Here is a 24555-nt window from a genome sequence, read left to right on the forward strand (position 1 = left end):
GAAGAGTAAATCGGCGGTCACTTGTCCAGAGGGTGTATAGTAGTTTTAGACACGAAACCTTGGATGAGAAGACGGGCCACTAACTGGATAACCCTTGGGTGCAAGTCCGTCTAAGATCTTTTTCTTGTACTTAGGCTCATGTCCCACCCCCATGGATCCCTCCGCGCCGGCATTACTGCTCTCAAGCAGGAGCGCTACCTGGAGGCGATCAACCTTCTCGAGTCCTTCTGCTACTGCTGTTCCATCCAAGAGAGACAAGAGAGTTTGTCCCGCCGCCTGAGCGAGCGCAATGGCTCGAGGGCAGATCCGGAAGAATGCGTTTTGGCTCGTGTAGCTCTGATCATGGCATATCAGGGCAGTGGTGACTTGGAACGCTCAACTGCCCTTTGCCAAGAGCTGTTGGAGGAGAAGGAAACTCCTGAGTCCGCTTCCTGGGCTCGGGAATGGGCAGCTCAGGCTCTACCTACCCTCAAGCAGGCTTCAGAACATTCCATGCCCCCTGAGGAAGTCATGGCGCGGCTACCCGTTCTCCGGCAGTTGGAAGACTGTCAGCCGCTGTGTAGCTCCCGCGATCCGGCTCCGCATCTGCTCAAATCTGCCTCTCTCTGAGGGAGAGGATCTGCAAGGAGCGGTGGACGCCCGGCTCTAGCCTTTATTCTCAACACAGTTCCACAGCAATCTTATGTCTGCTGCCGAACCGACTACCTATCATTTTGTCGTTGCCAGCCTGTCTTTCTTACGTTCTGAGCCTCTGGAAGAGGTGCTGGAGGAGCGTCGTCGATACTGCGAGGAGCGCCATTGCCCTGTCGATTTCTTCTGGGTGCCCCAGCCGGCCTTCATGGAAGCTCCAGAGTTAAAGCCCCTGCGGGACAAGTTGAAGGAGCCCCTGGGGGCAGTGGTATCCACCAACGCGGATTTTATTCGTTGGCTGAGCCTGCGCTTAACCTTTGTAGAGAAGGGCAGCTTTGTGGCTCCCAGCGAGTCGATCCCGGATCCCTTGCGCTCCTTGTCTGCCGCAGGAAGCTAGGCCTGCCGATTCCCAAGATTTGGGTTGGTGGATTGGAAGGCGGGCCAAGATAAGATCGGGGCACCCCATTTCCACTTTTGTTTGCTGACGGGATCCCATTCTGTTGTGGGGCCGACGTCGGGGAAATGGGCAGGTCACCTGGGGAGCATGATGACTTTGGAGCAACGATGGGGCTGGCCGGAGGGAGGGGCAGGGATCTGCCACCCCAGTTCCCCTCTCCAGAATCCCCCACCTGCGTCAACGCCAACTTGGGGTCTGAAGTCAGAAGCTCTCTTGCCTGAGCCGACAGCAAGCCCCGCCCTCAGCTCGCCGGAGTGTTCTCCTGGGGATCCCCTGCCGGAGCCACCTCCTGAGGATCCCGAAAAAGGGCAAAAGGAAGAGGAAGATCAAGGTCTGGCTGAGCCGGGCCTGAGCAACTTTGTAACCGTGCTGCGCCGGCGCAATTTCCTGCTGCTGTGGATGGGGCAGGCGTGTTCCCAGTTGGCGGACAAGGTGTTGTTGGTGCTGCTGATTGGGTTGGTTGCCCGCGAATTTCAGCCGGAAGGGGCTTCCATCAGCGGTTGGGTCTCGGCCATCATGCTGGCTTTTACGCTGCCGGCGATGCTATTGGGCAGCCTGGCAGGGGTATTTGTGGATCGCTGGCTGAAAAAAGGGGTGTTGGTGCTCTCCAACCTGGGGCGCGGGATCCTGGTGCTGCTGTTGCCGCCGCTGCTCTGGCTCAGTGCCGGGCGCGACCTTTGGCCGGGGATCCCCTTGGGGTTTGCGGGGCTGTTGCTGGTGAGCTTTGCCGTCTCGGTTCTGACCCAGTTTTTTGCTCCTGCCGAGCAGGCGACTTTGCCCCTGATCCTGCCGAAGCGAGAGCTGCTGGCGGCCAACTCCCTGTACACCACCACGATGATGGCTTCGCTGATCGTCGGGTTTGCTGTGGGGGAGCCGCTGTTAACCCTGGCAGATCGTTGGGTACGCCATTGGTTGCCGGGCTGGGAAGTGGGGCCGGAGCTGTTGGTGGGGGGAGCCTACCTCTTGGCGGGATCCCTGCTATTGCTGCTGCAACCCCGCGAGAAGCTAGAGCCCCGGCGTTGGGAAGTCCCCCACCTCTGGGAAGATCTCCGCTTGGGCCTGCAATATGTCAGCCAGATGCCCCTGATCCGAGCTGCCTTGGTGCAGGTGGTGGTGCTCTACTCGCTGTTTGCGGCGCTGGCAGTGTTGGCGGTGCGCATGGCCGAAGTGATGGCAGAGCTGAAGCCAGATCAGTTCGGAGTGTTGTTGGCCGCTGCCGGCCTGGGCATGGGGATCGGCGCCTTTTGGGTGGGCCATACGGGCCGACGGGTGAGCCGCCGCGCCTGGATTGGGCTGGGATCCCTGCTGCTCTGTGGGGCTCTGGCAGCCCTCTCCTGGACGACCCACTGGTTGCTGCCCAGCTTGGGCTGGATTGCCCTGTTGGGCTGTGGCGGGGCTCTGGTGGCGGTGCCGATGCAAACCTTGATCCAAGAGGAAACGCCTGACCATCTGCGGGGCAAGATCTTTGGGCTCCAGAACAACGCCGCCAACATTGCCCTCAGTTTGCCGCTGGTGTTTACGGGATTGGCAGAAGCCCGCCTTGGCCTTCCCTGGATGTTTGTGGCCCTGTCTGTTCTGGCGGGGCTGGCGGGGCTGTACACCTGGAGCCTATTGGGCAGAGAGGCCCCCTAAATCCTGCCGCAGCGCGAGGTTGGATATCCTCTTCCGAGGGGACGGGCCAAGGCAGGAGCTAACTCTGCTACTCTTGTAGAGGTTTAAGAATCGAGACTCCCTTTGCAGCTAAGCGTTTCAGCTCCGCGGGGATCCGCCCATGCACATCGCCTGGATAGGCAAAAAAACACCTTTCTGTGGCAACGTCACCTATAGCCGCGAGGTGACCAACGGCCTTTTGGATCGGGGACATCAGGTTAGCTTTTTTCACTTCACCAACGACGGCCAATCGCCCGCTCTGGATCCTGGAGGTGAAGGCTGGAGGGCGGAGCTGGATCGTCGAGACGTTTCCCTCCCCTGTCTGTACAAGTCGCAGATTTACACGATCCCGGCCCCCAACGCCAAGCGGTTGCTCACCCAGGCCCTCAAGGAATTGCAGCCGGATCTGGTACATGCCTCCTTGACCATTTCTCCCATCGACTTTGTGCTGCCGGAGATCTGTGCTGAGCTCAACCAGCCGCTGGTGGCCACCTTCCACCCGGCCTTCGACCGGCGGCGGCGCAACATCGCCTCTCGCACCCAATACTTGGCCTACCAGCTCTACGCCCCGTGTTTGGCCAACTATCACCGCACCATCGTCTTCTCGGAAACGCAACGGGAGATCTTGGTCAAACTGGGGGTGAGCCCCCAGCAGGTGGTGGTCATTCCCAATGGTGTGGATGTGGACAAGTACGCGCCTGGGCCCTCCACCCTCAAACAGCGGTTGGGACTGGAGCGGATCTTCGTCTATCAGGGGCGGGTTTCGCCGGAGAAAAACCTGGAGGCCCTGCTCAAGGCTTGGAAACACGCCCAAATGGGGGAGAAGTGTGGTCTGCTGATCGTGGGGGATGGGCCGCTGCTCAACACCCTCAAGCCCTTCTACACCCTTCAACATGGGATCCACTGGCTGGGCTATATTGCCGACGAGCAGCAACGCATCGAGATCTTGCGAGGAGCCGATGTGTTTATTTTGCCCTCTTTAATCGAGGGGCTCTCTTTGTCCCTGTTGGAGGCGATGGCCTGTGGGCTGGCAGCAGTGGCCACCGATGTCGGCGCTGATGGCGAGGTTTTGGCCGATGGAGCCGGGATCCCGCTGGATCCGACACGGGTGACGGCGGAGCTGCAAACGCTGTTGCCTTTGCTGCGGGATCAACGGGAGTTTACCCAACTGCTGGGGATGAAGGCCCGCCAGCGGGTGCTGGAGCGCTATACCCTCAGCCACAACCTCAGCCAGGTGGAACAGCTCTACCGAGAGCTGTGCCAGGGATCCCGTCAGCATCGCTGGGTGTGAGGGATGAGTGTGATGAAGCTTGTGATATTTTTGCTAAGCTGTTTCGTTACGTTTCCAAGGGATTAACGCCAGTCTTCCCGATGGATGATCACAGCCCCCAAAAGGCCGTTTTAGGGCAGCCCCCTGCCGGGCTGTCAGATTCTTTGTGGTCAGAGTCCTTGCTGGCCCAGGATTCGGGCAAAAATCCCCTCCCCCCCAATGCTCCGTCGCTGTCGCCCACGGACAATTCGGGGGACTTGCGCTCAGCTCAGACCGGCCAGGATGAGGATCCCACCTCTTCAGGTGCCGTTGCGTCCGATGATAGAGAGCTGCCGGAGGTCAAGCCGGCCATTGTGCCTGCCCCTGCAATGCCGGATCGGGTGGCAGAACTGGAGAGAGAACACCATCGGATGCAGTATCTGCTGGCGTGGCTGGCTTTTGCTCTGCGCTCTTTTAACAACTTGAACCAGATCCTGGAGCTGACGGCTTTTGTGGCCAGCCAACTGACCGATGCCGAAGGCGGAGCCCTGGTTTTGTTCAATCCCAACGGCACCATCCAGTTGGATCAACTGCATTGCTCTGATCTCAATCACCGCGAGCAGATTCGGGCTGAGATGGAGCAAATTACCCAGACCCTCTCGGCTCAAGAGCCCATTCTCAAAACGGAGGGATCCCTGTCTGTTAAGATCCCTGCCCTTGAACACCTCTTGGACGAACGGTTCCGCCAGAGCTTGGGGCCGGATGTACGCCTTTTCGGCACGCCGCTGCTGATTCGCAACTCTGTCCAGGGTCGCTTGTACGTCTTCAGCCGTCAGCCTGGCTACCACTGGGATGAACGTCGCCAACAACTGTTGCGCTTGGTCGCCGATCAGGCAGGGGTGGCCATCGAAAATGACCGCTTGACGGCAGCCTTGCGCCGCAAGATGGCCCTGGAAAAAGAAATGGAGATTGGCTCTTACATCCAGACCCAACTGCTACCTCGGGAGTGCCCTCAAGTCAAGGGGATTCGCTTGGCAGCCCGTTGCCGGGTGGCCAGCAAAGTGGGGGGCGACTACTATGACTTCATCAAGATTCCCGGCGAACGCCTGGAAACATCCGACTCATCTGAAGAAACGGCAGGCTTTCGCTTGGCCATCGTCATTGGGGATGTGATGGGCAAAGGGGTGCCCGCCGGCCTGTTGATGACCATGACCCGCGCCATGGTGCGGGCGGAGGCCCTCAACCGCCATTCGCCGGCCCGTGTTCTGCAACATCTGAACCGGGCCATGTACAGTGACCTGGAAAACTCCAATCGCTTCATCAGCCTGTTTTATTCGGAGTACGATCCCCGCTCCCATCGCCTCTGCTTCAGCAACGCGGCCCACAACCCCACCCTGTGGTGGCAGGCCCGCACCCGAGAAATTCAACCCCTGGACACAGAGGGGGCGCTGATCGGCTTGGAAGAAAACAGCCACTACTCGGAAAGCTGCGTGCAACTGCAACCCGGGGATGTGGTGGTGTACTACACCGATGGCTACACGGAGACAGCCAACACCCGCGGCGAGCGCTTGGAAACCTCTGGGCTGATGGACGCCATCCAGTACGCTGCCCGTCGCTACGACTCCCCCGAAGACATCTTGGAGAGCTTGTTTGAGCAGATGGATGCCTTCCGAGGCCGCCGGGGATCCCACCCTCTTCCCCTATGGCTGCCCGAGGATCCAGAGCTCCTGTTGCAGGACGAGATTTCCCTGCGGCCTGAGCCCGTGGACGACACAACGCTGGTGGTGTTGAAGGTGTTGCCCGACTCCGAGCCAGCCTAGCTAAAAAAGTTCAAACTCAGGGTTAATGACAGCAGGCCGCAACGCTCACAATAGCTCAAGCAAGCTACTCAACGCTACTGGGCTGGGCAGCAACGGTGGGTTGGTTGACGTGGTTTTGCCGGACTACTAGGCTAGTTGGTTAGTTCTGGCATGCGTTCTGCATGGGCTAAAGCCTGCTCCAGCTTTAGTCTGTGTGGCTCTCTCAGAGAGCAAGGAGCGGCTACCTGCAGCTTGCGGGGAAGTCACGCCTGTGGAGATCCCTCTGGCGGGGCAGTGGGGGTGATCTCTGCTGCCAGCCATAGTTCGTTAAGGCAGGAAGAAAGCAGAAGCGCGGCAGACGCTGAGCACTCCGCGCCGCCGGTGCGAGTGGAAGTGTTTGTTGGCGTTTCGTAGGTCTTTCAGAGCGGTACGCTCTAGCTGGTGGAGCTACCAGGTTGGCTGCACTGTGTTATCTACACCTGAGGTACAACCATGAACTTCTCTCCTTCTGGGTCTGAAACCGCCTCGGTTTACTTGCCGGCTCCCGCGGCTTTCCAGACGGAAATGATTGTCGGGCAGGTGTTCCGACAGGATGTGCTGGGCGATATCCGCAAGGGTTGGAATGGCTTTGTGGAATCGGGCCAAATTTGGGCGCTTTTGATAGGGATCGTGGCGGGCTACATGCTCAAGAGCATCACCAGCTCCCACTAGAGCCTTGTCGCCATTGCTCTAGCTGGATCCAGTTGGCCTGAGCCGGCGGGGTTTTGGCCGTCGGTATTTGGTTTTTGTGCTTTTTCTTCTGCAGCGGGGTCTTTCTTCCCATTCTCCCAGTTCCCAGCCGATGTCTGAGCCGACGGTAACTTCCACCCCTCGCCCCTGGAGCCAACGCTTCGAGGGATCCCTGCACCCTGCCATCGCCCGCTTCAACGCCAGCATCGGCTTCGACATCCGCCTGCTGCCCTACGATGTGGCCGGATCCCTGGCTCATGTGCAGATGTTGGCCGCTTGTGGCATCCTGACCCAGCAAGAGGCCGACCAGATCCGGTGGGGATTGGAGCAGATCCAACAGGAAGCGGCTGCCGGCACCTTCCGGCCCGATCCAGAGGCAGAGGATGTCCACTACGCCGTCGAGCGTCGTTTGGTGGCTTTGGTGGGGGAAGTGGGAAAAAAACTGCATACCGGGCGCTCCCGCAATGACCAAGTGGCCACCGATCTGCGTCTCTATCTGCGAGATCAGATCGATCACCTTCGTCAAGCCCTCTGGGAGCTGCGCGGAGTTTTGTTGGACTTGGCCGAGCGGCATCTGGAGACAATTCTGCCCGGCTACACCCATCTGCAACGGGCTCAGCCGATTAGCTTGGCCCACCACCTCTTGGCCTATGAAGAAATGTTCTGGCGAGACTGGCAACGGCTGGGGCGGGTGCGGGAAGAGGTGAATGTCTGCCCCCTCGGATCCGGGGCTTTGGCCGGCACTTCTCTGCCCATCGATCGGCAGCTCACCGCCCATCTGCTGGGATTTGAGCGGATCAGCGCCAACAGCTTGGATGCCGTCAGCGACCGGGACTACCTGGTGGAGTTCCACGCTGCCGCCAGCTTGATTTTGGTGCATCTCAGCCGCCTCTCGGAAGAGATGATCCTCTGGGCTTCCCAGGAGTTCGGCTTTGTCACCCTCACCGATGCCTGTGCCACCGGCTCCAGCCTCATGCCCCAGAAGAAAAATCCCGATGTGCCGGAGTTGGTGCGCGGCAAGGCGGGGCGGGTGTTTGGCCATCTCCAGGCTTTGTTGGTCACCTTGAAGGGGCTGCCGCTGGCCTACAACAAAGATCTCCAAGAAGACAAAGAGGGACTATTCGACACGGTCGATACCCTGAAAGCCTGCCTAGAGGCGATGACCCTTCTGCTGCGGGAAGGGATCCAATTTCAACCTGAGCGCATGGCGGCTGCTGTGCAGGAAGATTTCTCCAACGCCACCGATGTGGCCGACTACTTGGTGCGCAAAGGGATCCCCTTTCGCACAGCCCATGATTTGGTGGGGCAGATTGTGCGCATTTGTTTGGCAGAGGGGATCCTGCTGCGGGATCTGCCCTTGGAGCGCTGGAAAACCTTCCACCCGGCCTTTGAGGCGGACATTTTGACGGCCATTGAGCCCCGCCAGGTGGTGGCCACGCGGCTCAGCGCCGGGGGAACGGGCTTTGCTGTGGTGCGAGAAGCCCTGCAACGGGCCCAGGCCCGCCACCAGCAGCCAGAGCCATCGGAAGAAACTCCACAAACTTAAACTGAACTCAAGGAGAGTTTGCAATTCTTGGGTTCTTCTCGCCAGTGTGTGCCATCCTGAGGTTCTCAGCCATCCAACGCAACTCCCAGCCTGTTGGCCTCTTCCCTGGGTATCGTTCCATGTTGGATAACCTCACCGCCCACGTCCTCGAAAATGCGGCCAAGCGTCGCTGGCGGGAACGCGCCTACAGCCGATTTTTGCAAGATTGGCGACGGCAAGTGGTGCTGCTGCGCCGTCAACGGGCCGGCGAATTTGGCCCACCCCTGGGGGATCCCTCTTGTGTTTTCAGTGCCCACTCGGCCTGGTTGCGCTGTGCCGTCCATCCGCAAGGGCCGTGCCAGGGTTGCCCCCACTATGCTCCTGTCGCCCCTTCAAAGCCAGAGCCACCTCTGGGTTCACTCGATGGACGGGTCTGACCGCGCCACACTGGTGGCCGAACATTTTCAGCAGCGGCGGCCTCTGCGGAACGGCCTGCCCGTTGCGCCCCAATGGCATCCGCTGTAGCTAAGTTGAGGGATCCCCGGCCAACTTGTGCCAGAATAAAAGAACGGTAACTCCATCGGCAAAGGCGAGATTCATGGCCCTCTACCTCTCGGCAGACCACCTTCACAGCATCCGCCAGCACGGCGAACAAGCCTTTCCCCACGAGAGCTGCGGCATTTTAATTGGGGAAATCCGGGGATCCGACAAGATCATCCACGAGCTTTGGTCGGTGACCAACACCTGGGATCAAGCGGAAAACCCTCTGGCAGACGGGGAATCCAGCCGCCGCCGCTTTTTGATCGATCCGGCGGATTTCAAGCGGGCCAACGACCACGCGGTGCGCAAAGGGCTGGGGATCCTGGGCACCTATCATTCCCATCCCAACCATGCGGCCATTCCCTCCGAGTTTGATCGGCAGCATGCTTTTCCTTGGGGCTTTTCCTGTGTGATCGTCAGTGTGCGCGAGGGCAAGGCAGAAGAGGTGGTGAGCTGGGTTTTGGATGAGCAGGAGCAGCCCCAACGGGAGCCGATGCAGATGCTGGAAGACATTCGCATCCCCCCGCTCCCGGCTTTGGCAAGCTAGAGTCGTTTGGGCTTTGCCGCTGTTTGAGGCTGAAGTTCACGGCTAAGTTCAGTTGGGATCCTTGAAAGCTGGGATGGGCGCCACCGGAAAAAGCGGTAGTCTAGTGCTGAACCTTGTCTGTAACATAGCTGAATCCTCAAAGTCAGTAGACAGCCCCAACAAGATCGACAAACGGATAGGTCAGCCCAGATCCTCTGGATCCTCAAAAGTCTCCAGTAGATATCCAAGATCTCTCCCCGAACTCCCATGGCAACCAAAGTTCTGATCCCCTCTCCCCTGCGCCCCTACACCGACAACCTGGAAGCTGTCGAGATCGAGGGCAGCAATGTTGGCGAAGTGATGGGCAACCTCATCGCCCGCTATGGCGAGCTGAAGCGCCACCTCTACACCGAGGATGGGAAGCTGCGCAATTTTGTCAATGTCTACCTCAACGACGAGGATGTGCGCACGTTGCCCCAAGGCAACAACACCCCCGTGGGAGAACAAGCCGTCATCAGCATCGTTCCCGCTATTGCTGGAGGGTTGTGAGCATGTTGAACCTGGATACCAGCCAAGTTAGCCTCTCCCGCGAAGAGATGGAGCGGTTTTCTCGACATTTGATCCTGCCCGAGGTGGGCCTAGAAGGACAGAAGCGGCTGAAAGCGGGCAAAGTGCTGTGCATCGGCACAGGCGGCCTTGGCTCGCCCCTGTTGCTGTACTTGGCGGCAGCCGGCGTGGGGCGGATCGGCATTGTCGATTTTGATGTGGTGGATGTGTCCAACCTGCAGCGGCAGGTGATCCACGGCACCTCCTGGGTGGGCAAGCCGAAGGTGGAATCGGCCAAGAACCGCATCCTGGAGATCAACCCCCACTGTCAAGTGGATGTTTACAACACCGCCCTGAAGGCCCACAACGCACTGGAGCTGTTTGCCAACTATGACGTGATTGTGGATGGCACCGATAACTTCCCCACCCGTTACCTGGTGAACGATGCCTGTGTGTTGACGGGCAAGCCCAATGTCTACGGCTCGATCTTCCGCTTCGAGGGACAAGCGACGGTCTTCAACTACGAAGATGGGCCCAACTACCGGGATCTCTACCCCGAGCCGCCCCCACCAGGACTGGTGCCCTCCTGCGCCGAAGGGGGAGTGTTGGGGATCCTCCCCGGCATCATCGGTGTTATTCAAGCTACCGAAACCGTGAAGATCCTGCTGGGCGTGGGCACAACCCTAAGTGGGCGGCTGCTGCTTTACGATGCCCTGAACATGAGCTTCCGGGAGCTGAAGCTGCGCAAGAACCCCGCCACTCCTCCCATCACCCAGCTTATCGACTATGAGCAGTTCTGCGGGATCCCGCCAGCCCAAGCCACAGAACAAGCTGGCCAGACAGAGATCCCCGAGATCACTGTGGCCGAGCTGAAAGCGCGGATGGATGCTCACCAAGACTTTGTGTTGGTCGATGTGCGCAACCCAAATGAGTGGGAGATAGGCCGGATCCCTGGTGCTCACCTGATCCCCCTGCCCCAAATTGAAAACGGCGACGGGGTGGAGCAGGTGCGTCGCCTCCTTAACGGCTCAGAGCTGATCGTCCACTGCAAGAGTGGGGCGCGCTCGGCCAAAGCCCTGAAGATCCTACAAGCTGCTGGGATCCAAGGAAAAAACCTGCGCGGGGGGATCCTCGCCTGGGCAGAGGCTTACGATCCCTCGATTCCCAAGTACTGACTCTGCCTTGGGATCCCTAGCTGTTGCCCAGTTTGCTTTAGCTAGACCGCCGGGAAGCCCCGCCCTCTATTAGTGGATAGTGGTTAGTAGCTAGTGACTAGCCGGGGTGAGGGTCGGGAGGAGAGGCGGGAGCATGGTGTTTTGTCCTCATTGGTGCTGTAATCAAGGTGGCAGGGTTTTATGCACTGCTGCTATAAACATCAAGTACAGAGCGGTGGGGCATCCCGTCCTTTTCGCGCCAGCGGGACGGAGTCCTTAAGCTCAGGAAATGTCCTTAACTGGAGTCACTGTTCGCGTCAGCGGGACGGAGTCCTTGAAGCCCGCACCCTCTCGCTTTAGCGGCACGGATTGCTTCGCGTAGCATGAGTGCGGGAGTATGTCACCATAGATCCGGTAGATCCGGTGCGCAGGGCCGGTTGCGCCAGATTCTCCCTTTTTCCATGAGTGCCATCCCGCAGGCCGAGACAGAAACGATCTTCCACTCCATCCCCGAAGCCCTCGAAGACCTCAAGTGTGGTCGCATGGTCATCGTGGTCGATGACGAAAACCGAGAAAACGAAGGGGATCTGGTCTGTGCTGCCCAGTTTGCCACGCCCCAAGCTATCAACTTCATGGCCACCTACGGGCGGGGCCTTATCTGCCTGGCCATGCAGGGATCCCGCCTCGATGAGCTGAAGATCCCGCTGATGGTGGGGCAGAACACCGACAGCAACCAAACTGCCTTCACCGTCAGCATTGATGCTGGGCCAGAGGCTGGAGTTTCCACCGGCATTTCCGCTGCCGATCGCTCTCGCACCATTCAGGCGGCCATTCACCCGCACACGCGACCGGAAGATCTGCGCCGGCCTGGGCATGTCTTTCCGCTGCGGGCACGGGAGGGCGGAGTACTCAAACGGGCTGGCCATACGGAAGCAGCGGTGGATCTGGCGATGTTGGCCGGGCTGTATCCGGCAGGGGTGATTTGCGAGATCCAAAACCCGGATGGCTCCATGGCCCGCCTGCCCCAGTTGATCGAATATGCCCGTCAGCACGATTTGAAGATCATCACCATCGCCCACCTCATCGAGTACCGCTTGCGCACCGAACAACTGGTTCACCGAGAGGCTGCCGCCACCCTGCCAACGGAGTTTGGCCAGTTTCGGGTTTACGGCTACCGCGATAGCCTCAACCAAGTCGAGCACCTGGCCCTGGTGAAAGGGGATCCGACCCAATTTGCCGCTGAGCCCGTCCTGGTGCGCGTCCATGTGGAGTGTCCCCTAGGGGATGCGCTGGGATCCCTGCGCTGCGATTGTCGCCGCCAATTGACAGCGGCCCTGAAGATGATCGGCCACCAAGGCAAGGGGGTACTGGTGTACCTGCGCCGGCAAGAGCAGGAGCTGAGTCTCATCGAGCAAATCAAGTCCTACGCCCGGCAAGATCTGGGACTTTCTGAAACCGCGCCACCGGTGGCGATGGACTTGCGCGATTACGGCATCGGCGCCCAGATCCTACGGGATGTAGGGGTGCGCAAAATGCGCCTGATCAGCAACACCTCTCGCCACATCAGCGGCTTGAAAGGATTTGGCCTGGAAGTGGCCGAGCGCGTGCCCCTGCTGGTGGAAGAGCCGGATCTCAATTTGCATGTGGAGCCGTCCTGTTCCCTGAAACTGTTGCTGCACGACGCTGGCGCAACCGATTCCGGCTCAAGCCTGTAGCGCGTTGTAGGGCCGAGGGCTATGGTGGAACAAAGACTGGGGTGCAGCCGGCTCGCCATCCACCACATAAGCCTTGGATCCCCAGCCCCAGAAAGACCAGAAAGGACGTTCGGGCCCCGATGGAGCCGTCATTGCTATGCGACGCTTCCGCGCTGGTGACAGGGGTGCGGAGCACTGGCGCGCCGGTAGGAGGGAGTCCCTGGCTGTCGGGCTCAACAGTTGCTTCGGCAAGACGGGAATGTCGGATCCCACCTGCGACCACACTTCATAGCCCTGAGGGCGCACCACCACCAGGCTGATCAGGGATCCGTGATCCATGTCGTAGCGGCAACTGGCGATGGCCTCTTGCAGCTGAGAAAAGCCCCGGTTGAAGACGTAAAAATGGTCTTGGAAGCGGATGGCCTCCCAGAAACCTTCCCGGGTGACCGCCACATGGTCATGATCGGCGGAGGCGTAGTCGAGGATCACCATGCGTGTAAAGACTGATCAGCGATGAATCAAAATGAGAGAGCTTTTACCGTATTTTCACCTAAGCACGATCTTGGACAGCCTGTCATCCGCAAAATGGCTCACCTGCAACAAGGCTTAATGGGTTTCTTTGCCTTGCAAACTGCTACTGCTTGCGTCCCCATCTCCTCCGGCTCCAGGGATCCCACCCAGTTCCCGTCGCAGCTCGGCCATGGCTGCTTCTCCGATGTGGGGGGTGGCGCAGACTAGGTTGGGTGTGCGGATTAGATCGGCTCGGGCTTGGCGCACCAAGACCCGCAGGGTGGGGTAGCTGGCCTCATCGCAGATGAGGGTATGGGCGCGGCGGATTAGGGATCCCACCCGTTCAGCATCGAAAATCACTGCCGTCAGCACCAGCAGGTCTCCCCGCAGACTGTAGACAATCACCTCGGCAACCTCCAGCAGGGCAGTGCTGATGCTCACCAGCCCCAGACAGGCGTAGGAAGGCAATTGGCGGATCAGGGCAATTTCGCGGGCGTAGTCGGACACCTCCACTGTCAGAACACGGGCCCCCCGGGGTTGGGCAATGGCCTCGACGGCGCTGAGAAAATAGTGCAGCGTCACCACAGTGCCGGAATGGATCTGATCCAGGACGGTGGCCAGATCCTCCAGGGGCACCAACTGGACCCGGATGCCCAGAGTTTGCTGGATTTGCTGGGCCATCAGTTGTCCTGTACCCAAATCCCGGTTGGGCACACACACCAGCACTTGAGCACTGCAGCGCAACCGCCAATCGATCTCCGCTAGCAGCAGATCCCGCACCTGCTCCAAAGAAAACCCCTGCTGCAGCAGCTGGTCGATGCCCTGGCGCACCTGCTCCAGGACCTGTCGGGATCGATCCAGGTTTCCCCCCAGGCCGCGAGAGTAGTTAACCACCTGGCGGGCGGAGCGGCTCACGTAAATGCCAGATCCAGCGCGGGTTTCCACCAGGCCCATGGCCTCCAATTGGCGGTAAACCTTGTGGATGGTGTTGCGATGCAGGCCCGTTTGCATAGCCAATTGACGGGTGCTGGGCAGGCGGCAGCCGGGAGGAAACTGCCCACAGGCAATGGCGAAGCAGAGCAAATTAAAGAGCTGCACGGAGCCAGGGATCCCACTCTCCGGCTGGATGGAAATGCGCATCATGGCCCGTTTTTCTCCCTTTGACAACGCCGTTGCGAGCCCGTTTCTGGGCTACGTAAGAATCCCTCGACTTCAGTCGGCGGGAGTGTCAACTGCCTGCAAGATAGCGCCGACGCCGGATAGACAAGCTCCAGAGGAGATCGGGATTGAGAGCCCTATTCGGGGATGCGGTGCATCCGGCTGGGATCCCAACTTAAAGTCACCTCCGTCCCTTCCGGCAACTGCTGCAAATTCAGGCCGGGGTTGGGTTGCACAGCCAAAAGTTTCACCTCACAGCCCGACACCCATACCTGATAGCGAATGAAAGCCCCTAGATAAGCAGTGTCGCAAATCCGTCCCCGCAAGCGGCAGTGGCCATCGGGGATCCCTTCTTCAGATAAGTCAATCCGAATGTGCTCCGGGCGCAAAGCAAACAGGGCCGCTTCTCCCACGCATCGTTCCGCCAGGGATCCCTCGATCAAGTTGGTTTGGCCGATAAAACCGGCTACAAACCGGGTGGCAGGTCGCTCGTAGAGCTCTGCCGGGGATCCCACCTGTTCGATGCGCCCGCGATTGAACACGGCAATACGATCGCTCATGGTCAGGGCCTCTTCTTGGTCGTGGGTGACGTACAAAAAGGTGAGACCAAGGCGGTGTTGTAGGGCCTTGAGTTCAAACTGCATCTGTTGGCGCAACTTCAAATCCAGCGCCCCCAAAGGTTCATCCAGCAAGAGCACCTGCGGTCGGCCAACCAAAGCCCGCGCCAAGGCCACCCGTTGCCGTTGCCCCCCTGAAAGTTGGCTGGGTTTACGGGATCCCAGATCGGGCAGTTGTACCAGCTCCAGCGCCTCTTGCACTCGCTTTTGGCGCTCCTTCGGCGGTATGCCGCGGATCATCAAGCTGTAGCCAACGTTCTCCGCCACCGTCATGTGGGGGAAGAGAGCATAGTCCTGAAACACCGTGTTCACAGGCCGTCGGTAGGGCGGCAGACCCAAAACATTCTGGCCGTTCAATTCGATCTGCCCCTCATCCGGACGCTCAAAGCCCGCGATCATCCGCAAACAGGTGGTTTTGCCCGAACCCGACGGCCCCAACAACGTAAAAAACTCCCCCTGCTGCACCTCCAAATCCACCCCGTCCACCGCTTGGATCCCGGAAAAGTTGCGGCTGACCCTCCGCAAACGAATGGCAGGCGGGGATCCCTCCTCTCTCCCGGCTTGGGCTTTGGCGGAGCTGACATCAGAGGCGAGGACAGATTCGGCAACCATATCGACACAGGCAGCAAATGAACCCATTATGAGGGATCCATTTACAGAGGTTGACAGGTCTCAGCAAGGCCGGAAAAGTCCCAGGCCAAGAGCAGAGATAGTGTGGCGCAATCGCCTGCGGTGAAAGCTCGCCGGAAACCCACCCGACCGGTCGCGAAAGCGGGCCGGAGACCTTGTTTTTGCATGGGATCCCTTGACCACTGGGGATCTGAGTCCCACCCTTGTTACAGAAATTTAGAATCGTTACAATAAGTTAGAATCTTTGCTCATCTTTGCATCGCAGGTTTTATCCTATGGCACCCTCTCAGCAGTTTCCCGTGCTACTCGCCTCAGCTTTGCGTCACGACAGCGTAACTCCGCGCTGGTCTCAGGTGGCGTGGACCGTTTTGCGGGTGGTGGCAGGGCTATTCATGATTCACAACGGCCTTGACAAACTGGCAGATATCGAAGGGTTTGCGACGGCTTATGTAGAAGTGATCGGGTTGCCCTTCCCGATCTTTTTTGCTTATGTAGCCGCCTATACCGAGCTGATTGCAGCCCCCATGGTGGCGCTGGGCTTGTTGACCCGCGGGGCAGCGTTGGGTTTGTTCGCCACGATGGCAGTGGCCATGTTCCATCACATTAAGGTGGCCGGCTTCAGCGTTCCCTACTTGGAGCTATCCGCCATCTACGCAGCGATCTTCCTGGCCTTTGCGGTGAATGGGGGGGGCTGGTTCTCTGTGGATCAGCTCTTGGTGAACGCAATCGAGTCGTGGCTGAACCGCTCCAGCCGGGAAAAGTTGGAGAGCTTGCAGTCTTCGTTGCAGGCCACGGAACGGGTAATTGCGCTGGGCGAGGAAGAGGCCGAGGCCGCCAAGACCACCGGATCCTGAGCTTTGGTGGCCATTCCCGATAGCGGCGAGGCTGCTCCTCTCTCCCTCTGAGAGAGAGGTTAGCTAAACCGCCGGGAAGCCCCGCACTCTCTGCAACAGCAGGAGGGTCGGGATGAAAGGCGTATATATCCTGTGCCATAATCAACATGGCTGTACAAAACGGCGTTGCCGGAATCTGGTACAGCTACGCGGTGGGACATCCCGTGTCTGCGCGTGGAGGGTTCTTGCAGTAGCTCCCCGATGAAGCGCGAAGCCCACGCTGTACCTGTAGGGTCAGTGATGGGAGTATGTCACCAGTGAGAGTCATCCTGCTAAATGCGGCTGGCGGCCCGCTCCATCAGGCGTTGGTGGGTGGAGCGCACAGGCTCTCCTGGCTTGGGTTGCCGCTGCACGTAGGTGCCATCAGGGCGCAACTCCCAGGCTTGCCGGTTGTCCGTCAGGCAGATGTCCAAGATCGCCTTGAGCTCCCGCTGCAACGCGGGATCCTCCACAGGGGTAACCACCTCAACCCGTCGATCCAGGTTGCGGGTCATGTAGTCGGCGCTGCCAATGAAGTATTCTTCCTGGCCGCCATTGTAGAAGTAGAAGATGCGGGAGTGCTCCAGGAAGCGCCCGATGATGCTGATCACGCGGATGCGTTCGCTTAGGCCGGGGATCCCGGGCTTGAGGCAGCACATGCCGCGCACAATGAGGTCGATCTCCACCCCGGCTTGGCTGGCCTCGTAGAGCAGCCGGATCATTTCCGGGTCGGTGAGAGAGTTGATCTTGACGATGATACGCCCCTGGCCCCCCGCTTGGGCATGGCGCATCTCGCGGCGGATCAGGGCTTCCATGCCTTGGCGTAGGGTTCTGGGGGCCACCAAGAGCTTGCGGAATTGCCGTTGCCGCGAGTAGCCCGTCAGCAGGTTAAACAACTCTGTAACGTCGTTGCAGAGGGTCTCGTTGCAGGTGAACAGGCCCAGGTCAGTGTAAATGCGGGCGGTTTTGGGGTTGTAGTTGCCGGTACCGATGTGGACGTAGCGGCGCAGGGATCCCTCCTCTTCCCGCACCACCAAAGCCAGTTTGCAGTGGATTTTCAGCCCCGGCAGGCCGTAGGCCACGTGGACCCCGGCTTTCTCCAGCTTTTTGGCCCAGAGGATGTTGTTTTCTTCGTCGAAACGGGCTTTGAGCTCCACCAGAGCGGCCACCTGCTTGCCGTTTTCGGCGGCCTGAATGAGGGATTTCACCACCGTCGAGTCGCCGGAGGTGCGGTAGAGGGTTTGCTTAATGGTGAGCACCTGCGGATCGTTGGCGGCCTCCTCCAGAAACCGCTCCACGCTGGCGGCGAAGGAATCGTAGGGGTGATGCACCAACAGATCCCCTTCCCGGATGACGGCAAAGATATCCACCGGCTCATCGCTGACCGAGGCAGTGCGCAGGCGGGGCGGGGTGACCGGCCCCCAAGGGGGATCCTTCAAATCGGGCCGATCCAGGCTGAGAAACGCCATCACCCCCCCCATGCTCAAGAGGCCATCCACTTCGTACACCGAGTCACTGTTGAGGCGCATCTCTTCGCTGAGCCGTTGTCGGATGGCTGCCGGAGTTTGGCTGGCAATCTCCATGCGCACCACTGAGCCGAAGCGGCGCTTGCGCAGCTCTTCTTGAATGGCAGCCAGCAGATCGTCGGCCTCGTCCTCTTGGATTTCCAGATCGGCATCCCGGGTGATGCGGAAGGGGTAGTACTCCAGCACCTGCATGCCGACAAACAGGGACTCCAGATGGTGGGCAATCACCTGATCCAGCGGCACAAAGCTCACCCCATCCCGCAGCGGCACAAAGCGGGGCAAGGTATTGGGCACCTTCACGCGGGCAAAGTGTTCCTTGCCGGTTTCCGGATCCCGCACCACTACCGCCAAGCTGAGGCTGAGGTTGGAGATGTAGGGAAAGGGATGGCCTGGATCCACCGCCAAGGGGGTGAGCACTGGAAACAAACGCCTCTCAAAGTAGTCCCGCAGCTCCTGCCGTTCCGACTCGGCCAGCTCGGAAAAATCGCGGATGTGAATGCCCTGTTCCGCCAGCTTGGGCACCAGTTCCTGCCGGAAGCAAGTGTGCAATTTTCGAATCAGGGGGCGCAGGTGGCTCGAGATCTGCTGCAACTGCTGCTGCGGTGTAAGGCCATCCGGGGTTAGCACCAACACGCCCGTTTCCAACTGACGACGGATCACCGCCACCCGCACCATGAAAAATTCGTCCAGGTTGCTCTCAAAGATGGCCAGAAACTTCAGCCGCTCCAGCAGAGGTGTGCGCTCATCCAGGGCCTCGTGCAAAACCCGGGCATTGAATTCAATCCAGCTCAGCTCCCGGTTGAAATACTGCTCCGGCAGAGCATAGCCCTCTTGGATGGGTGTAGTCCGGATCCCTGGTTGTCCGGCATCCGGGGGGCAGCCCGTCGTGTCGGGGTTGCAGGGTGGCCAGGAAGGGTCAGTTTCCTTGGGACGCGGAGTCATGACGACAGAGGGCTGGGTTATCTCAAACACGTCAACAACAGCTGGAGCCGACCCAATCCTATCCTGCGGGGTTCTGCTTAGGCGAAGGAGAAGTGCCCAAGACGGGCTTGGGCGGACGTTCAGGCAACAATCCTTGAGAGCGCGTCAGAAGAATCACCTGGAGCAGGATCCCGATCAACAAAATGCGCAAAGGGCCAGCCCGGGTGGCCCACTGGGGCGGCAAACGGTTGGTGAGCCACTCGCTGCCCGACCACACCCCCCAAATTACCAGCGCTCCCAGCAAGGCGCCGCGATTGTTGCCACTGCCCCCCGCGATCAGCATTACCCAAACGATAAAGGTGGCAAACTCCGGTTGAAAGGCTTCTGGGCTGATGAAATTGACAAAATGGGCGTAGAGGGCCCCCGCCAACCCCATGAGCATGGATCCCAGCACAAACGCCTGCAGGCGAAACTGGAGCACATCTTTGCCGGCGGCCATGGTTGCCGGTTCATCCTCGCGAATGGCCCGCAGCACCCGCCCCCAAGGGGAGCGATAGGCCCGCTCCGCAGCCCAATAGACCACCGCCAAAATGACCAGCACCAAGCCCAAGTAGAGAAGAGTATCCTGACCTGGGATCCAGCCGCGAAAGGGTCGCGGAATGCGGGTAATTCCCCGTACGCCATTGGTCAGCCAGCCCTCATTCCTCAGGATTTGGCTGATGATCTCGGCAATGCCGATGGTAGCGATGGCCAGGTAGTCGGAACGCAGCTTCAGGGTAATCAAGCCGATCAAAAAGGCAATCGCTCCGGCGACAGCCACAGCTATGGCAAAACCCACCCAAAAGGGCAGATTGAAGCCGCCCAAATGCTCGGCGCTTGGGGGTGTGGTGACAATGGCGCTGGCATAGGCTCCCACGGCAAAAAAAGCCCCCACCCCGATGTTGAACATGCCGGCGTAGCCCCACTGGATATTGAGGCCCAGCACCAGCACGCCGTAGATCCCCACCAAAATCAAAAAGAAAATGCCGTAGCTCAACATCAGACATCCCCCCCACCCGGGGATCCCAGTAATCCTGTGGGTCGGAAGATCAGCAGCAGTACCAAAATGGCGAAGGCCACCCCGGTTTTATAGGCAGGGTTCATCACCAAGGTGGAAAACTCTTCCGCCAGGCCAATCACCAGCCCTCCAGCAATGGCCCCGTAAGGGCGACCAATGCCGCCGAGAATGGCCGCTGCAAAAATGGGCAGCAATAGCCGCCAGCCCATGGTGGGGTGCAGCCGGGTATCCATGCCCAGGAACACACCTGCTGCGCAGGCCAAGGCTGCGCCGATGGCCCAAGTCCAGAGGACGATCCGCTCTGTATCAATGCCGGTAACCTTGGCCAGCTCAAAATTGTCGGCCATGGCCCGCATCGCTTTGCCCACCCGCGTGCGTTGTAAGAAGAGATGCAGTGCCACCACCAACAGGGCTGTTCCCGCCAGGATTACCGCCCAATCGGGCTTAATGCGCAGCTCCCCAAGCCGCCACGGCAACTGGATCCCGCTGCGGTACACCTGATTGTTGGGCCCCCAGATGATCTGCACCAGGCTGCGCAGAATCAGGGCGGTGCCAAAAGAAGAAATGAGCAAGATCACTGGTGCCTCCCGGCGCAGGCGGCGATAAATGAGTTGGTCGATCCCAACTGCACAAAGTACCGTGGCCAAAGCTGCCGGGATCAGGCTCACCCCAATCGGCCAACCCAGCCCGACCAACGTCAGGCCGAAGTAGGCCCCCAGGGTCATCAGATCCCCGTGGGCAAAGTTGGCAAAGCGCAAAATGCCAAAGGTCAGCGACACCCCAATTGCTCCCAGGGCGTAGATGCTGCCCAAGACAAGGCCGTAGATGAAAAGTTGCAACAGTTGGGTCACGCTTGCCCCCAAAAACACTTTGCCCTGATAATGCCACGGGTTTGCCGAGAGCGGGATCCGGCTCAGCGCAGCGGAAGGATACGGCTGATCGCGCCAGCGGGACGGAGTCCTAAGAAAGCTAGGGTAGGGGAGAAAGCCCCCAAGGAAGATCCATGCAGTCCAGGTCTTTGTCTGTCCTCCGTTTCCTGGCCGTTTTGGCCCTGCTGAGCGCGGGCTGTGGCGGGCCGGAGTGGGATCCCGATGCGCCTTCCGAGCCCATCTCCACCCCCCAGTTGATCTACGAAGACATCACCCTCACCCAGGCCAGACCGGATGGTGCCATTCTCTGGCGCTTACAGGCTCGCCTGGCCGAATATGAGTCCCCCCCAGAAAATGGTGCCGCTCCTGTGCAGTTGGGATCCGCCCATTTGCAGGCCGTTGAGGGAGAATTTTTCGACGAAGACAACCGCGCCATCCGCACCCGCGCCGAGCAAGGCTCTGCCTACCCCGGCGAACGACGTCTGGAATTGACGGGTCAAGTCGAGGTGGAATCGGAGCGAGACAACCTGCGTCTGGAGGCCCAGCGGGTGGAATGGCTGCCGGAACAGCGCCTCCTCCAAGCTGAGGGCCAGGTGAAAGTGGAGCTGTTGGAGGGCCAGGGATCCCTGCAGGGGGAGCGGCTGCTCGTCGACTTTGGCCAAGCCCAGATGCAGCTGGAGAACTGGGATCCCACTCAGCCGGTGCGGGCAGAGTACCGGGATCCGGATCTGGAGCTGGCTGCCAGCCGTTTTCTGTGGCAATTTGGCGTCGGGGAAGTGCAGGCAGTAGGGTCTGTAGAGGTGTATGCCCCCCTACAAGCCTTGCGCCTCAGCGGTGGTCAGTTGCGTGCTCCCCTGCCCTTTGCCGAGCTGCGCTTGCTGGACAATGTGAAGGCCAAAGCCGAGCAGACAGGGCAAGAGCTGGAAGCCCAAGAGATTCGCTGGCGCATCGGCTCCACCCAGTTGCAAGCCCGAGGCAACGTGCGCTACCGCCAGCCCGGCCAGGCTTTGACTGTCAGAGGCAACCAAGGGATCCTGGATTGGCAGGCCAACACTGCTCGGATCCAAGGCAACAGCCAAACCCAGCTCACTTTGCCCTAAGGGGGGCTGGGGGGAAGCAGAAAGCTGGCCGAGAGCATGGCAGGATAGGGATACCTTTAAGGAAAAGTATCGGGTGAGTTGTGGTGAGCTTTGAGGACTCCGTCCGAGTGGCGCAAACAGGACATTCCCCCGCAAGGGCCGGCGCTGCTGCCGTAGAACGCCCCAACATCCTGCTGATCGTGCTGGATACCCAGCGGGCGGATCGTCTCTCCTGCTATTGGTCAGAAGCGGAGCGTGCCCGCCAAGTGCCCACCAGCCCCAACCTGGATCGGCTGGCTGCCGAATCCACCCTCTTCGAGCGGGCCATCGCCCCTGCCCAATGGACCATCCCCTCCCACGCTTCCCTGTTTACGGGGGAATATCCCAGCACCCACCAGACTGTCCAAGCAGATCTGGAGCTGAGCCCCGCCCTGCCCACCCTGGCAGAGCTGTTGCAGCTGAGCGGCTATACCACTGTGGGCTTTTGCAACAACCCTCTGGTGGGGATCCTGAAAAACGGCTTGCGGCGCGGCTTTGAAACCTTTTACAACTACGGTGGCGCTCTGCCCACCCGCCCCCCCGAAGGCACCCCCTTGCCCGCCCCCTTGAACCGCTGGCTGGCCGCCTACACCCAATTTTGGCGGCGGCTCTCCTATCCGGTGCAAAACGCCTTTGCCCGCTCCGACGCCCTCTTCCAGCTGGCGCTGCACCCCTGGTTTGCCTCCCTCTGGACCCGCTTGGTGAACTTCAAGGGCAACACCGCCGCCTCGATTGCGGACTTAAATCGCTACTTGCACCAGATGGCCCGCCGCCGGTCGGATCCCGGAGCACGGCCCTTCTTTTGCTTTGTCAACCTGATGGAGCCCCACCTGCCCTACTGGCCGCCGGAGCCCTTTGTGCAGACATTTGCCCCCTATTTCAAAAGCAACCGCGAGGCCCGCGACTTTTTGCGCCAATACAACGCCCAGCCCTACCGCTGGATGGCGCCCCTGCCGCAGCCCCTTTCTCCACTGCAAGCGCAGGTGCTGCGGGATATCTACGATGCTGAGGTGGCCTACCAAGATCATCTGCTGGGATCCGTCTTCGACACCCTGCGCCACACCGGCCTGGAGCAGAACACGCTGGTGGCCATCGTCGCCGATCACGGCGAAGGCCTGGGAGAACACGACTTCGTCGGCCACGCCTTTGTGGTCTACGAAGAGCTGATCCGCGTGCCCCTCATCCTGCGCTATCCCGGCCACTTCCCGGCAGGAAAACGCATTGCCACCCCCGTTTCCACCCGCCGCCTCTTCCATACCCTCCTGGAAGCTGCCGGCTTTAGCCCCAACCTTTCCCCCAACGGTGCCCCCTGTGTCAGCCTCAAGCTCCGCCGCGAGGTCGCCCGCCTCAGCTTGGCCCGCACCTTGGCAGGGGAAGATCCCGAGCAGGGAACAGTGCTCAGCGAAGCCTTCCCGCCCCACCTCCTCATTCGGGCTATGGAAAGCCGTAACGACAGCCTGCTGCGGGCGCGTGCCTGTTACGACATCCGCCGTGCCCTCTATGAGGGGATGACCAAGCTCATCCAAACGGGGGATCGTCCCAGCCTCTACAACTTGGAGCAGGATCCAGCGGAGCTGCGGGATCTGCTCTGGGTCGGCAACGGGGATCCTGTCTCCTCTCTCCCTGATGCTGATCCGCAACGCTGTCACGACGGGTCGGCGGTGGAGACCGGCTGGCCCCAGGCTTGGCTGGCTCGCCTACAGCAGGGGCTGAGAACGTGGGTGAGCTGGGCAGAGTCCCGGCGGCCTAGCACGGCTCCTCGCAAGGTGAATGTGGAAAGCGATGCCGACTTGGTGCGGCAGATGCAAGAGCTGGGCTACTTGGAGTAGGCAGGGATCCCGCTATTCCAGCCCTCCTTCCTCCTCCCTGTGATCCCGCACATAGCCGTTTAGATCGTAGTCATCCATGTCATCCATCTCCTCCGGATCCGCCGTTGGCCAATCCTCATTTTGCCCGCCGATAATCACGCGGCTGAGGCCGATGTATTCCAGGCTGAGGGTGCGCAGGGCGTTGATCAACACATCCAGCGCCATCGCATCGGCGGTGCCCAGATCAAACCAGCAGCGGGCCCAGTTGTCCTTCTCTTCCAGGGATCCCATGTTGTGCATTAGGGAAGGCAAGGGCTCCGATTCGTTGGGATACTCCAGATAGCTCAGATCCACCTCGGCCTCTTGGGCCACCAGACGCTCGGCGTTAAATCCGCCCAGCTTGCCCAACACGTACCACGACTCCAGCACCTCGTTGAGGTACTCCAGCTCAGCTTCGACCGGCGGCTCGGCAAACTCAAACCAGATCCACAGATTTCCCGGATCGCACTCGCGAAACTCCACTTGCATGGACAGTTCCTGATACATTCACGCTGAACTCTCCTGAACATGGTTCAGGAAAGAAGCGATCGCATCCTGCCTATCTCTGAGCAGGAAGGCGGTATCCCGCAAAGCCCTGAGGAATACCCCCCGAGCGCTTTCCCCCTTCACTTCCCGGCAACCGTTGCGGTGGACTCAAGGATCAGGGGGAAACTTGGTCTACTATATCCCTCTCAATGACTTTTGCCAAACCGCCTAAAGCTCAGTAAATTCAGCAAAGTTCAGGGTTTTGGGGGTTAGAGGCATGCTCTGCTGCGGCCTAGCCTTTGATCATAGTCCGGCTCTGCTCGCCCGTTGGTCTGGGAATCCGTCCGTCAACACATCTTGCGGGCAGGGTGACTGCACAGAGCCGTGGGATCCCTCCTGCCTATGCCGAAGGACTCCATCCAAGTAGCGCGAACGGCGGTTATGA

22 protein-coding genes are annotated in these 24555 nt (G+C 59.8%); 15 read left to right on the forward strand and 7 right to left on the reverse strand.

All coding sequences use genetic code 11. The features are described 5' to 3' along the window. Nucleotides 1-138: 138 nt before the first annotated feature. The 12 genes from ACVWXW_RS09115 to ribB all read left to right on the forward strand — a co-directional run bounded on the left by ACVWXW_RS09115 (nt 139) and on the right by ribB (nt 12520). Nucleotides 139-609, forward strand: a complete 471-nt coding sequence (locus ACVWXW_RS09115) for a hypothetical protein (RefSeq protein ID WP_414342436.1) — start codon at nt 139-141, stop codon at nt 607-609. 73 nt (nt 610-682) lie between these two features. Next, nucleotides 683-1027 carry an MgPME-cyclase complex family protein gene (locus ACVWXW_RS09120; protein ID WP_414329330.1) on the forward strand — a complete coding sequence of 115 codons (345 nt, stop codon included), beginning with the start codon at nt 683-685 and terminating at the stop codon, nt 1025-1027. Between the two features lie 147 nt (nt 1028-1174). Beyond that, a complete protein-coding gene (locus ACVWXW_RS09125) occupies nt 1175-2719 on the forward strand; it encodes an MFS transporter (RefSeq protein ID WP_457403610.1) in 1545 nt (514 codons plus the stop codon). A 139-nt stretch (nt 2720-2858) separates the two neighbouring features. Next, entirely contained in the window at nt 2859-4028 is a 1170-nt protein-coding gene (locus ACVWXW_RS09130; protein ID WP_457393415.1) for a glycosyltransferase family 4 protein, read from the forward strand. Between the two features lie 80 nt (nt 4029-4108). Beyond that, the gene (locus ACVWXW_RS09135) at nt 4109-5806 is read left to right on the forward strand and encodes a PP2C family protein-serine/threonine phosphatase (RefSeq protein WP_238376753.1); all 1698 of its coding nucleotides are present in this window, start codon (nt 4109-4111) and stop codon (nt 5804-5806) included. Nucleotides 5807-6277: 471 nt separating this feature from the next. Next, nucleotides 6278-6496, forward strand: coding sequence for a hypothetical protein (locus tag ACVWXW_RS09140; protein ID WP_414329334.1), 219 nt, complete (start codon nt 6278-6280; stop codon nt 6494-6496). Nucleotides 6497-6626: 130 nt separating this feature from the next. Then, nucleotides 6627-8060: an argininosuccinate lyase gene (gene argH / locus ACVWXW_RS09145; protein ID WP_414349809.1), complete on the forward strand. Its 1434-nt coding sequence runs from the start codon at nt 6627-6629 to the stop codon at nt 8058-8060. Between the two features lie 119 nt (nt 8061-8179). Then, nucleotides 8180-8476, forward strand: coding sequence for a DUF6464 family protein (locus tag ACVWXW_RS09150; protein ID WP_457403611.1), 297 nt, complete (start codon nt 8180-8182; stop codon nt 8474-8476). A gap of 161 nt (nt 8477-8637) precedes the next feature. After that, complete coding sequence (locus ACVWXW_RS09155) at nt 8638-9126, forward strand: M67 family metallopeptidase (protein WP_011433657.1); 489 nt, start codon at nt 8638-8640, stop codon at nt 9124-9126. Nucleotides 9127-9372: 246 nt separating this feature from the next. Further along, nucleotides 9373-9654: a MoaD/ThiS family protein gene (locus tag ACVWXW_RS09160; RefSeq protein WP_011433658.1), complete on the forward strand. Its 282-nt coding sequence runs from the start codon at nt 9373-9375 to the stop codon at nt 9652-9654. Between the two features lie 2 nt (nt 9655-9656). Further along, nucleotides 9657-10826 (forward strand): molybdopterin-synthase adenylyltransferase MoeB, encoded by a 1170-nt coding sequence (gene moeB, locus ACVWXW_RS09165; protein ID WP_011433659.1) that lies wholly within the window; start codon nt 9657-9659, stop codon nt 10824-10826. A 440-nt stretch (nt 10827-11266) separates the two neighbouring features. Next, complete coding sequence (gene ribB / locus ACVWXW_RS09170) at nt 11267-12520, forward strand: 3,4-dihydroxy-2-butanone-4-phosphate synthase (protein WP_457387606.1); 1254 nt, start codon at nt 11267-11269, stop codon at nt 12518-12520. On the opposite strand, the gene ACVWXW_RS09175 is transcribed toward ribB, so the two are convergent. The 3 genes from ACVWXW_RS09175 to ACVWXW_RS09185 form a co-directional block, all read right to left on the reverse strand. Beyond that, nucleotides 12509-12991 (reverse strand): hypothetical protein, encoded by a 483-nt coding sequence (locus ACVWXW_RS09175; protein WP_457403613.1) that lies wholly within the window; start codon nt 12989-12991, stop codon nt 12509-12511. The two genes, ribB and ACVWXW_RS09175, sit on opposite strands and share 12 nt — an antisense overlap. Before the next feature lie 114 nt (nt 12992-13105). Further along, on the reverse strand, nt 13106-14149 hold the full coding sequence (locus ACVWXW_RS09180; RefSeq protein WP_457403625.1) for a GntR family transcriptional regulator: 1044 nt from the start codon (nt 14147-14149) through the stop codon (nt 13106-13108). Nucleotides 14150-14304: 155 nt separating this feature from the next. Next, complete coding sequence (locus ACVWXW_RS09185; RefSeq protein ID WP_011433663.1) at nt 14305-15423, reverse strand: ABC transporter ATP-binding protein; 1119 nt, start codon at nt 15421-15423, stop codon at nt 14305-14307. Between the two features lie 290 nt (nt 15424-15713). Here ACVWXW_RS09185 and ACVWXW_RS09190 point away from each other — a divergent pair, with 290 nt between their 5' ends. Next, nucleotides 15714-16268 carry a DoxX family protein gene (locus ACVWXW_RS09190; protein ID WP_414418374.1) on the forward strand — a complete coding sequence of 185 codons (555 nt, stop codon included), beginning with the start codon at nt 15714-15716 and terminating at the stop codon, nt 16266-16268. 311 nt (nt 16269-16579) lie between these two features. Here ACVWXW_RS09190 and ppk1 read toward each other — a convergent pair whose 3' ends face one another. The 3 genes from ppk1 to ACVWXW_RS09205 are packed head-to-tail and all read right to left on the reverse strand — an operon-like array spanning nt 16580 to nt 20641. After that, nucleotides 16580-18754, reverse strand: a complete 2175-nt coding sequence (ppk1, locus tag ACVWXW_RS09195) for a polyphosphate kinase 1 (protein WP_457403626.1) — start codon at nt 18752-18754, stop codon at nt 16580-16582. 58 nt (nt 18755-18812) lie between these two features. Then, complete coding sequence (locus ACVWXW_RS09200; protein ID WP_414418731.1) at nt 18813-19772, reverse strand: branched-chain amino acid ABC transporter permease; 960 nt, start codon at nt 19770-19772, stop codon at nt 18813-18815. Then, nucleotides 19772-20641, reverse strand: a complete 870-nt coding sequence (locus tag ACVWXW_RS09205) for a branched-chain amino acid ABC transporter permease (protein WP_457403614.1) — start codon at nt 20639-20641, stop codon at nt 19772-19774. The genes ACVWXW_RS09200 and ACVWXW_RS09205 overlap by 1 nt, the downstream gene beginning before the upstream one ends. A gap of 152 nt (nt 20642-20793) precedes the next feature. Between ACVWXW_RS09205 and lptC the strand changes: the two genes are divergently transcribed. After that, on the forward strand, nt 20794-21759 hold the full coding sequence (gene lptC, locus ACVWXW_RS09210) for an LPS export ABC transporter periplasmic protein LptC (protein WP_457403616.1): 966 nt from the start codon (nt 20794-20796) through the stop codon (nt 21757-21759). Between the two features lie 83 nt (nt 21760-21842). Beyond that, on the forward strand, nt 21843-23606 hold the full coding sequence (locus tag ACVWXW_RS09215; RefSeq protein ID WP_457403618.1) for a sulfatase: 1764 nt from the start codon (nt 21843-21845) through the stop codon (nt 23604-23606). 12 nt (nt 23607-23618) lie between these two features. On the opposite strand, the gene ACVWXW_RS09220 is transcribed toward ACVWXW_RS09215, so the two are convergent. Further along, nucleotides 23619-24113: a DUF3531 family protein gene (locus tag ACVWXW_RS09220; protein WP_414331319.1), complete on the reverse strand. Its 495-nt coding sequence runs from the start codon at nt 24111-24113 to the stop codon at nt 23619-23621. Nucleotides 24114-24555 lie beyond the last annotated feature (442 nt).

This window comes from Thermostichus sp. MS-CIW-30 (assembly GCF_054058015.1).

Bases quoted from the DNA above. Each gene is read 5' to 3' on its own strand.
- argH (WP_414349809.1), top strand. From the start codon at position 6,627: ATGTCTGAGCCGACGGTAACTTCCACCCCTCGCCCCTGGAGCCAACGC.
- ACVWXW_RS09150 (WP_457403611.1), top strand. From the start codon at position 8,180: ATGTTGGATAACCTCACCGCCCACGTCCTCGAAAATGCGGCCAAGCGT.
- ACVWXW_RS09140 (WP_414329334.1), top strand. From the start codon at position 6,278: ATGAACTTCTCTCCTTCTGGGTCTGAAACCGCCTCGGTTTACTTGCCG.
- ACVWXW_RS09155 (WP_011433657.1), top strand. From the start codon at position 8,638: ATGGCCCTCTACCTCTCGGCAGACCACCTTCACAGCATCCGCCAGCAC.
- ppk1 (WP_457403626.1), bottom strand. From the start codon at position 18,754: ATGACTCCGCGTCCCAAGGAAACTGACCCTTCCTGGCCACCCTGCAAC.
- ACVWXW_RS09185 (WP_011433663.1), bottom strand. From the start codon at position 15,423: ATGGGTTCATTTGCTGCCTGTGTCGATATGGTTGCCGAATCTGTCCTC.
- ACVWXW_RS09120 (WP_414329330.1), top strand. From the start codon at position 683: ATGTCTGCTGCCGAACCGACTACCTATCATTTTGTCGTTGCCAGCCTG.
- ACVWXW_RS09220 (WP_414331319.1), bottom strand. From the start codon at position 24,113: ATGCAAGTGGAGTTTCGCGAGTGCGATCCGGGAAATCTGTGGATCTGG.
- ACVWXW_RS09125 (WP_457403610.1), top strand. From the start codon at position 1,175: ATGATGACTTTGGAGCAACGATGGGGCTGGCCGGAGGGAGGGGCAGGG.
- ACVWXW_RS09200 (WP_414418731.1), bottom strand. From the start codon at position 19,772: ATGTTGAGCTACGGCATTTTCTTTTTGATTTTGGTGGGGATCTACGGC.
- ACVWXW_RS09130 (WP_457393415.1), top strand. From the start codon at position 2,859: ATGCACATCGCCTGGATAGGCAAAAAAACACCTTTCTGTGGCAACGTC.
- ACVWXW_RS09175 (WP_457403613.1), bottom strand. From the start codon at position 12,991: ATGGTGATCCTCGACTACGCCTCCGCCGATCATGACCATGTGGCGGTC.
- ACVWXW_RS09180 (WP_457403625.1), bottom strand. From the start codon at position 14,149: ATGCGCATTTCCATCCAGCCGGAGAGTGGGATCCCTGGCTCCGTGCAG.
- ribB (WP_457387606.1), top strand. From the start codon at position 11,267: ATGAGTGCCATCCCGCAGGCCGAGACAGAAACGATCTTCCACTCCATC.
- ACVWXW_RS09115 (WP_414342436.1), top strand. From the start codon at position 139: ATGTCCCACCCCCATGGATCCCTCCGCGCCGGCATTACTGCTCTCAAG.
- ACVWXW_RS09160 (WP_011433658.1), top strand. From the start codon at position 9,373: ATGGCAACCAAAGTTCTGATCCCCTCTCCCCTGCGCCCCTACACCGAC.
- lptC (WP_457403616.1), top strand. From the start codon at position 20,794: ATGCAGTCCAGGTCTTTGTCTGTCCTCCGTTTCCTGGCCGTTTTGGCC.
- moeB (WP_011433659.1), top strand. From the start codon at position 9,657: ATGTTGAACCTGGATACCAGCCAAGTTAGCCTCTCCCGCGAAGAGATG.
- ACVWXW_RS09135 (WP_238376753.1), top strand. From the start codon at position 4,109: ATGGATGATCACAGCCCCCAAAAGGCCGTTTTAGGGCAGCCCCCTGCC.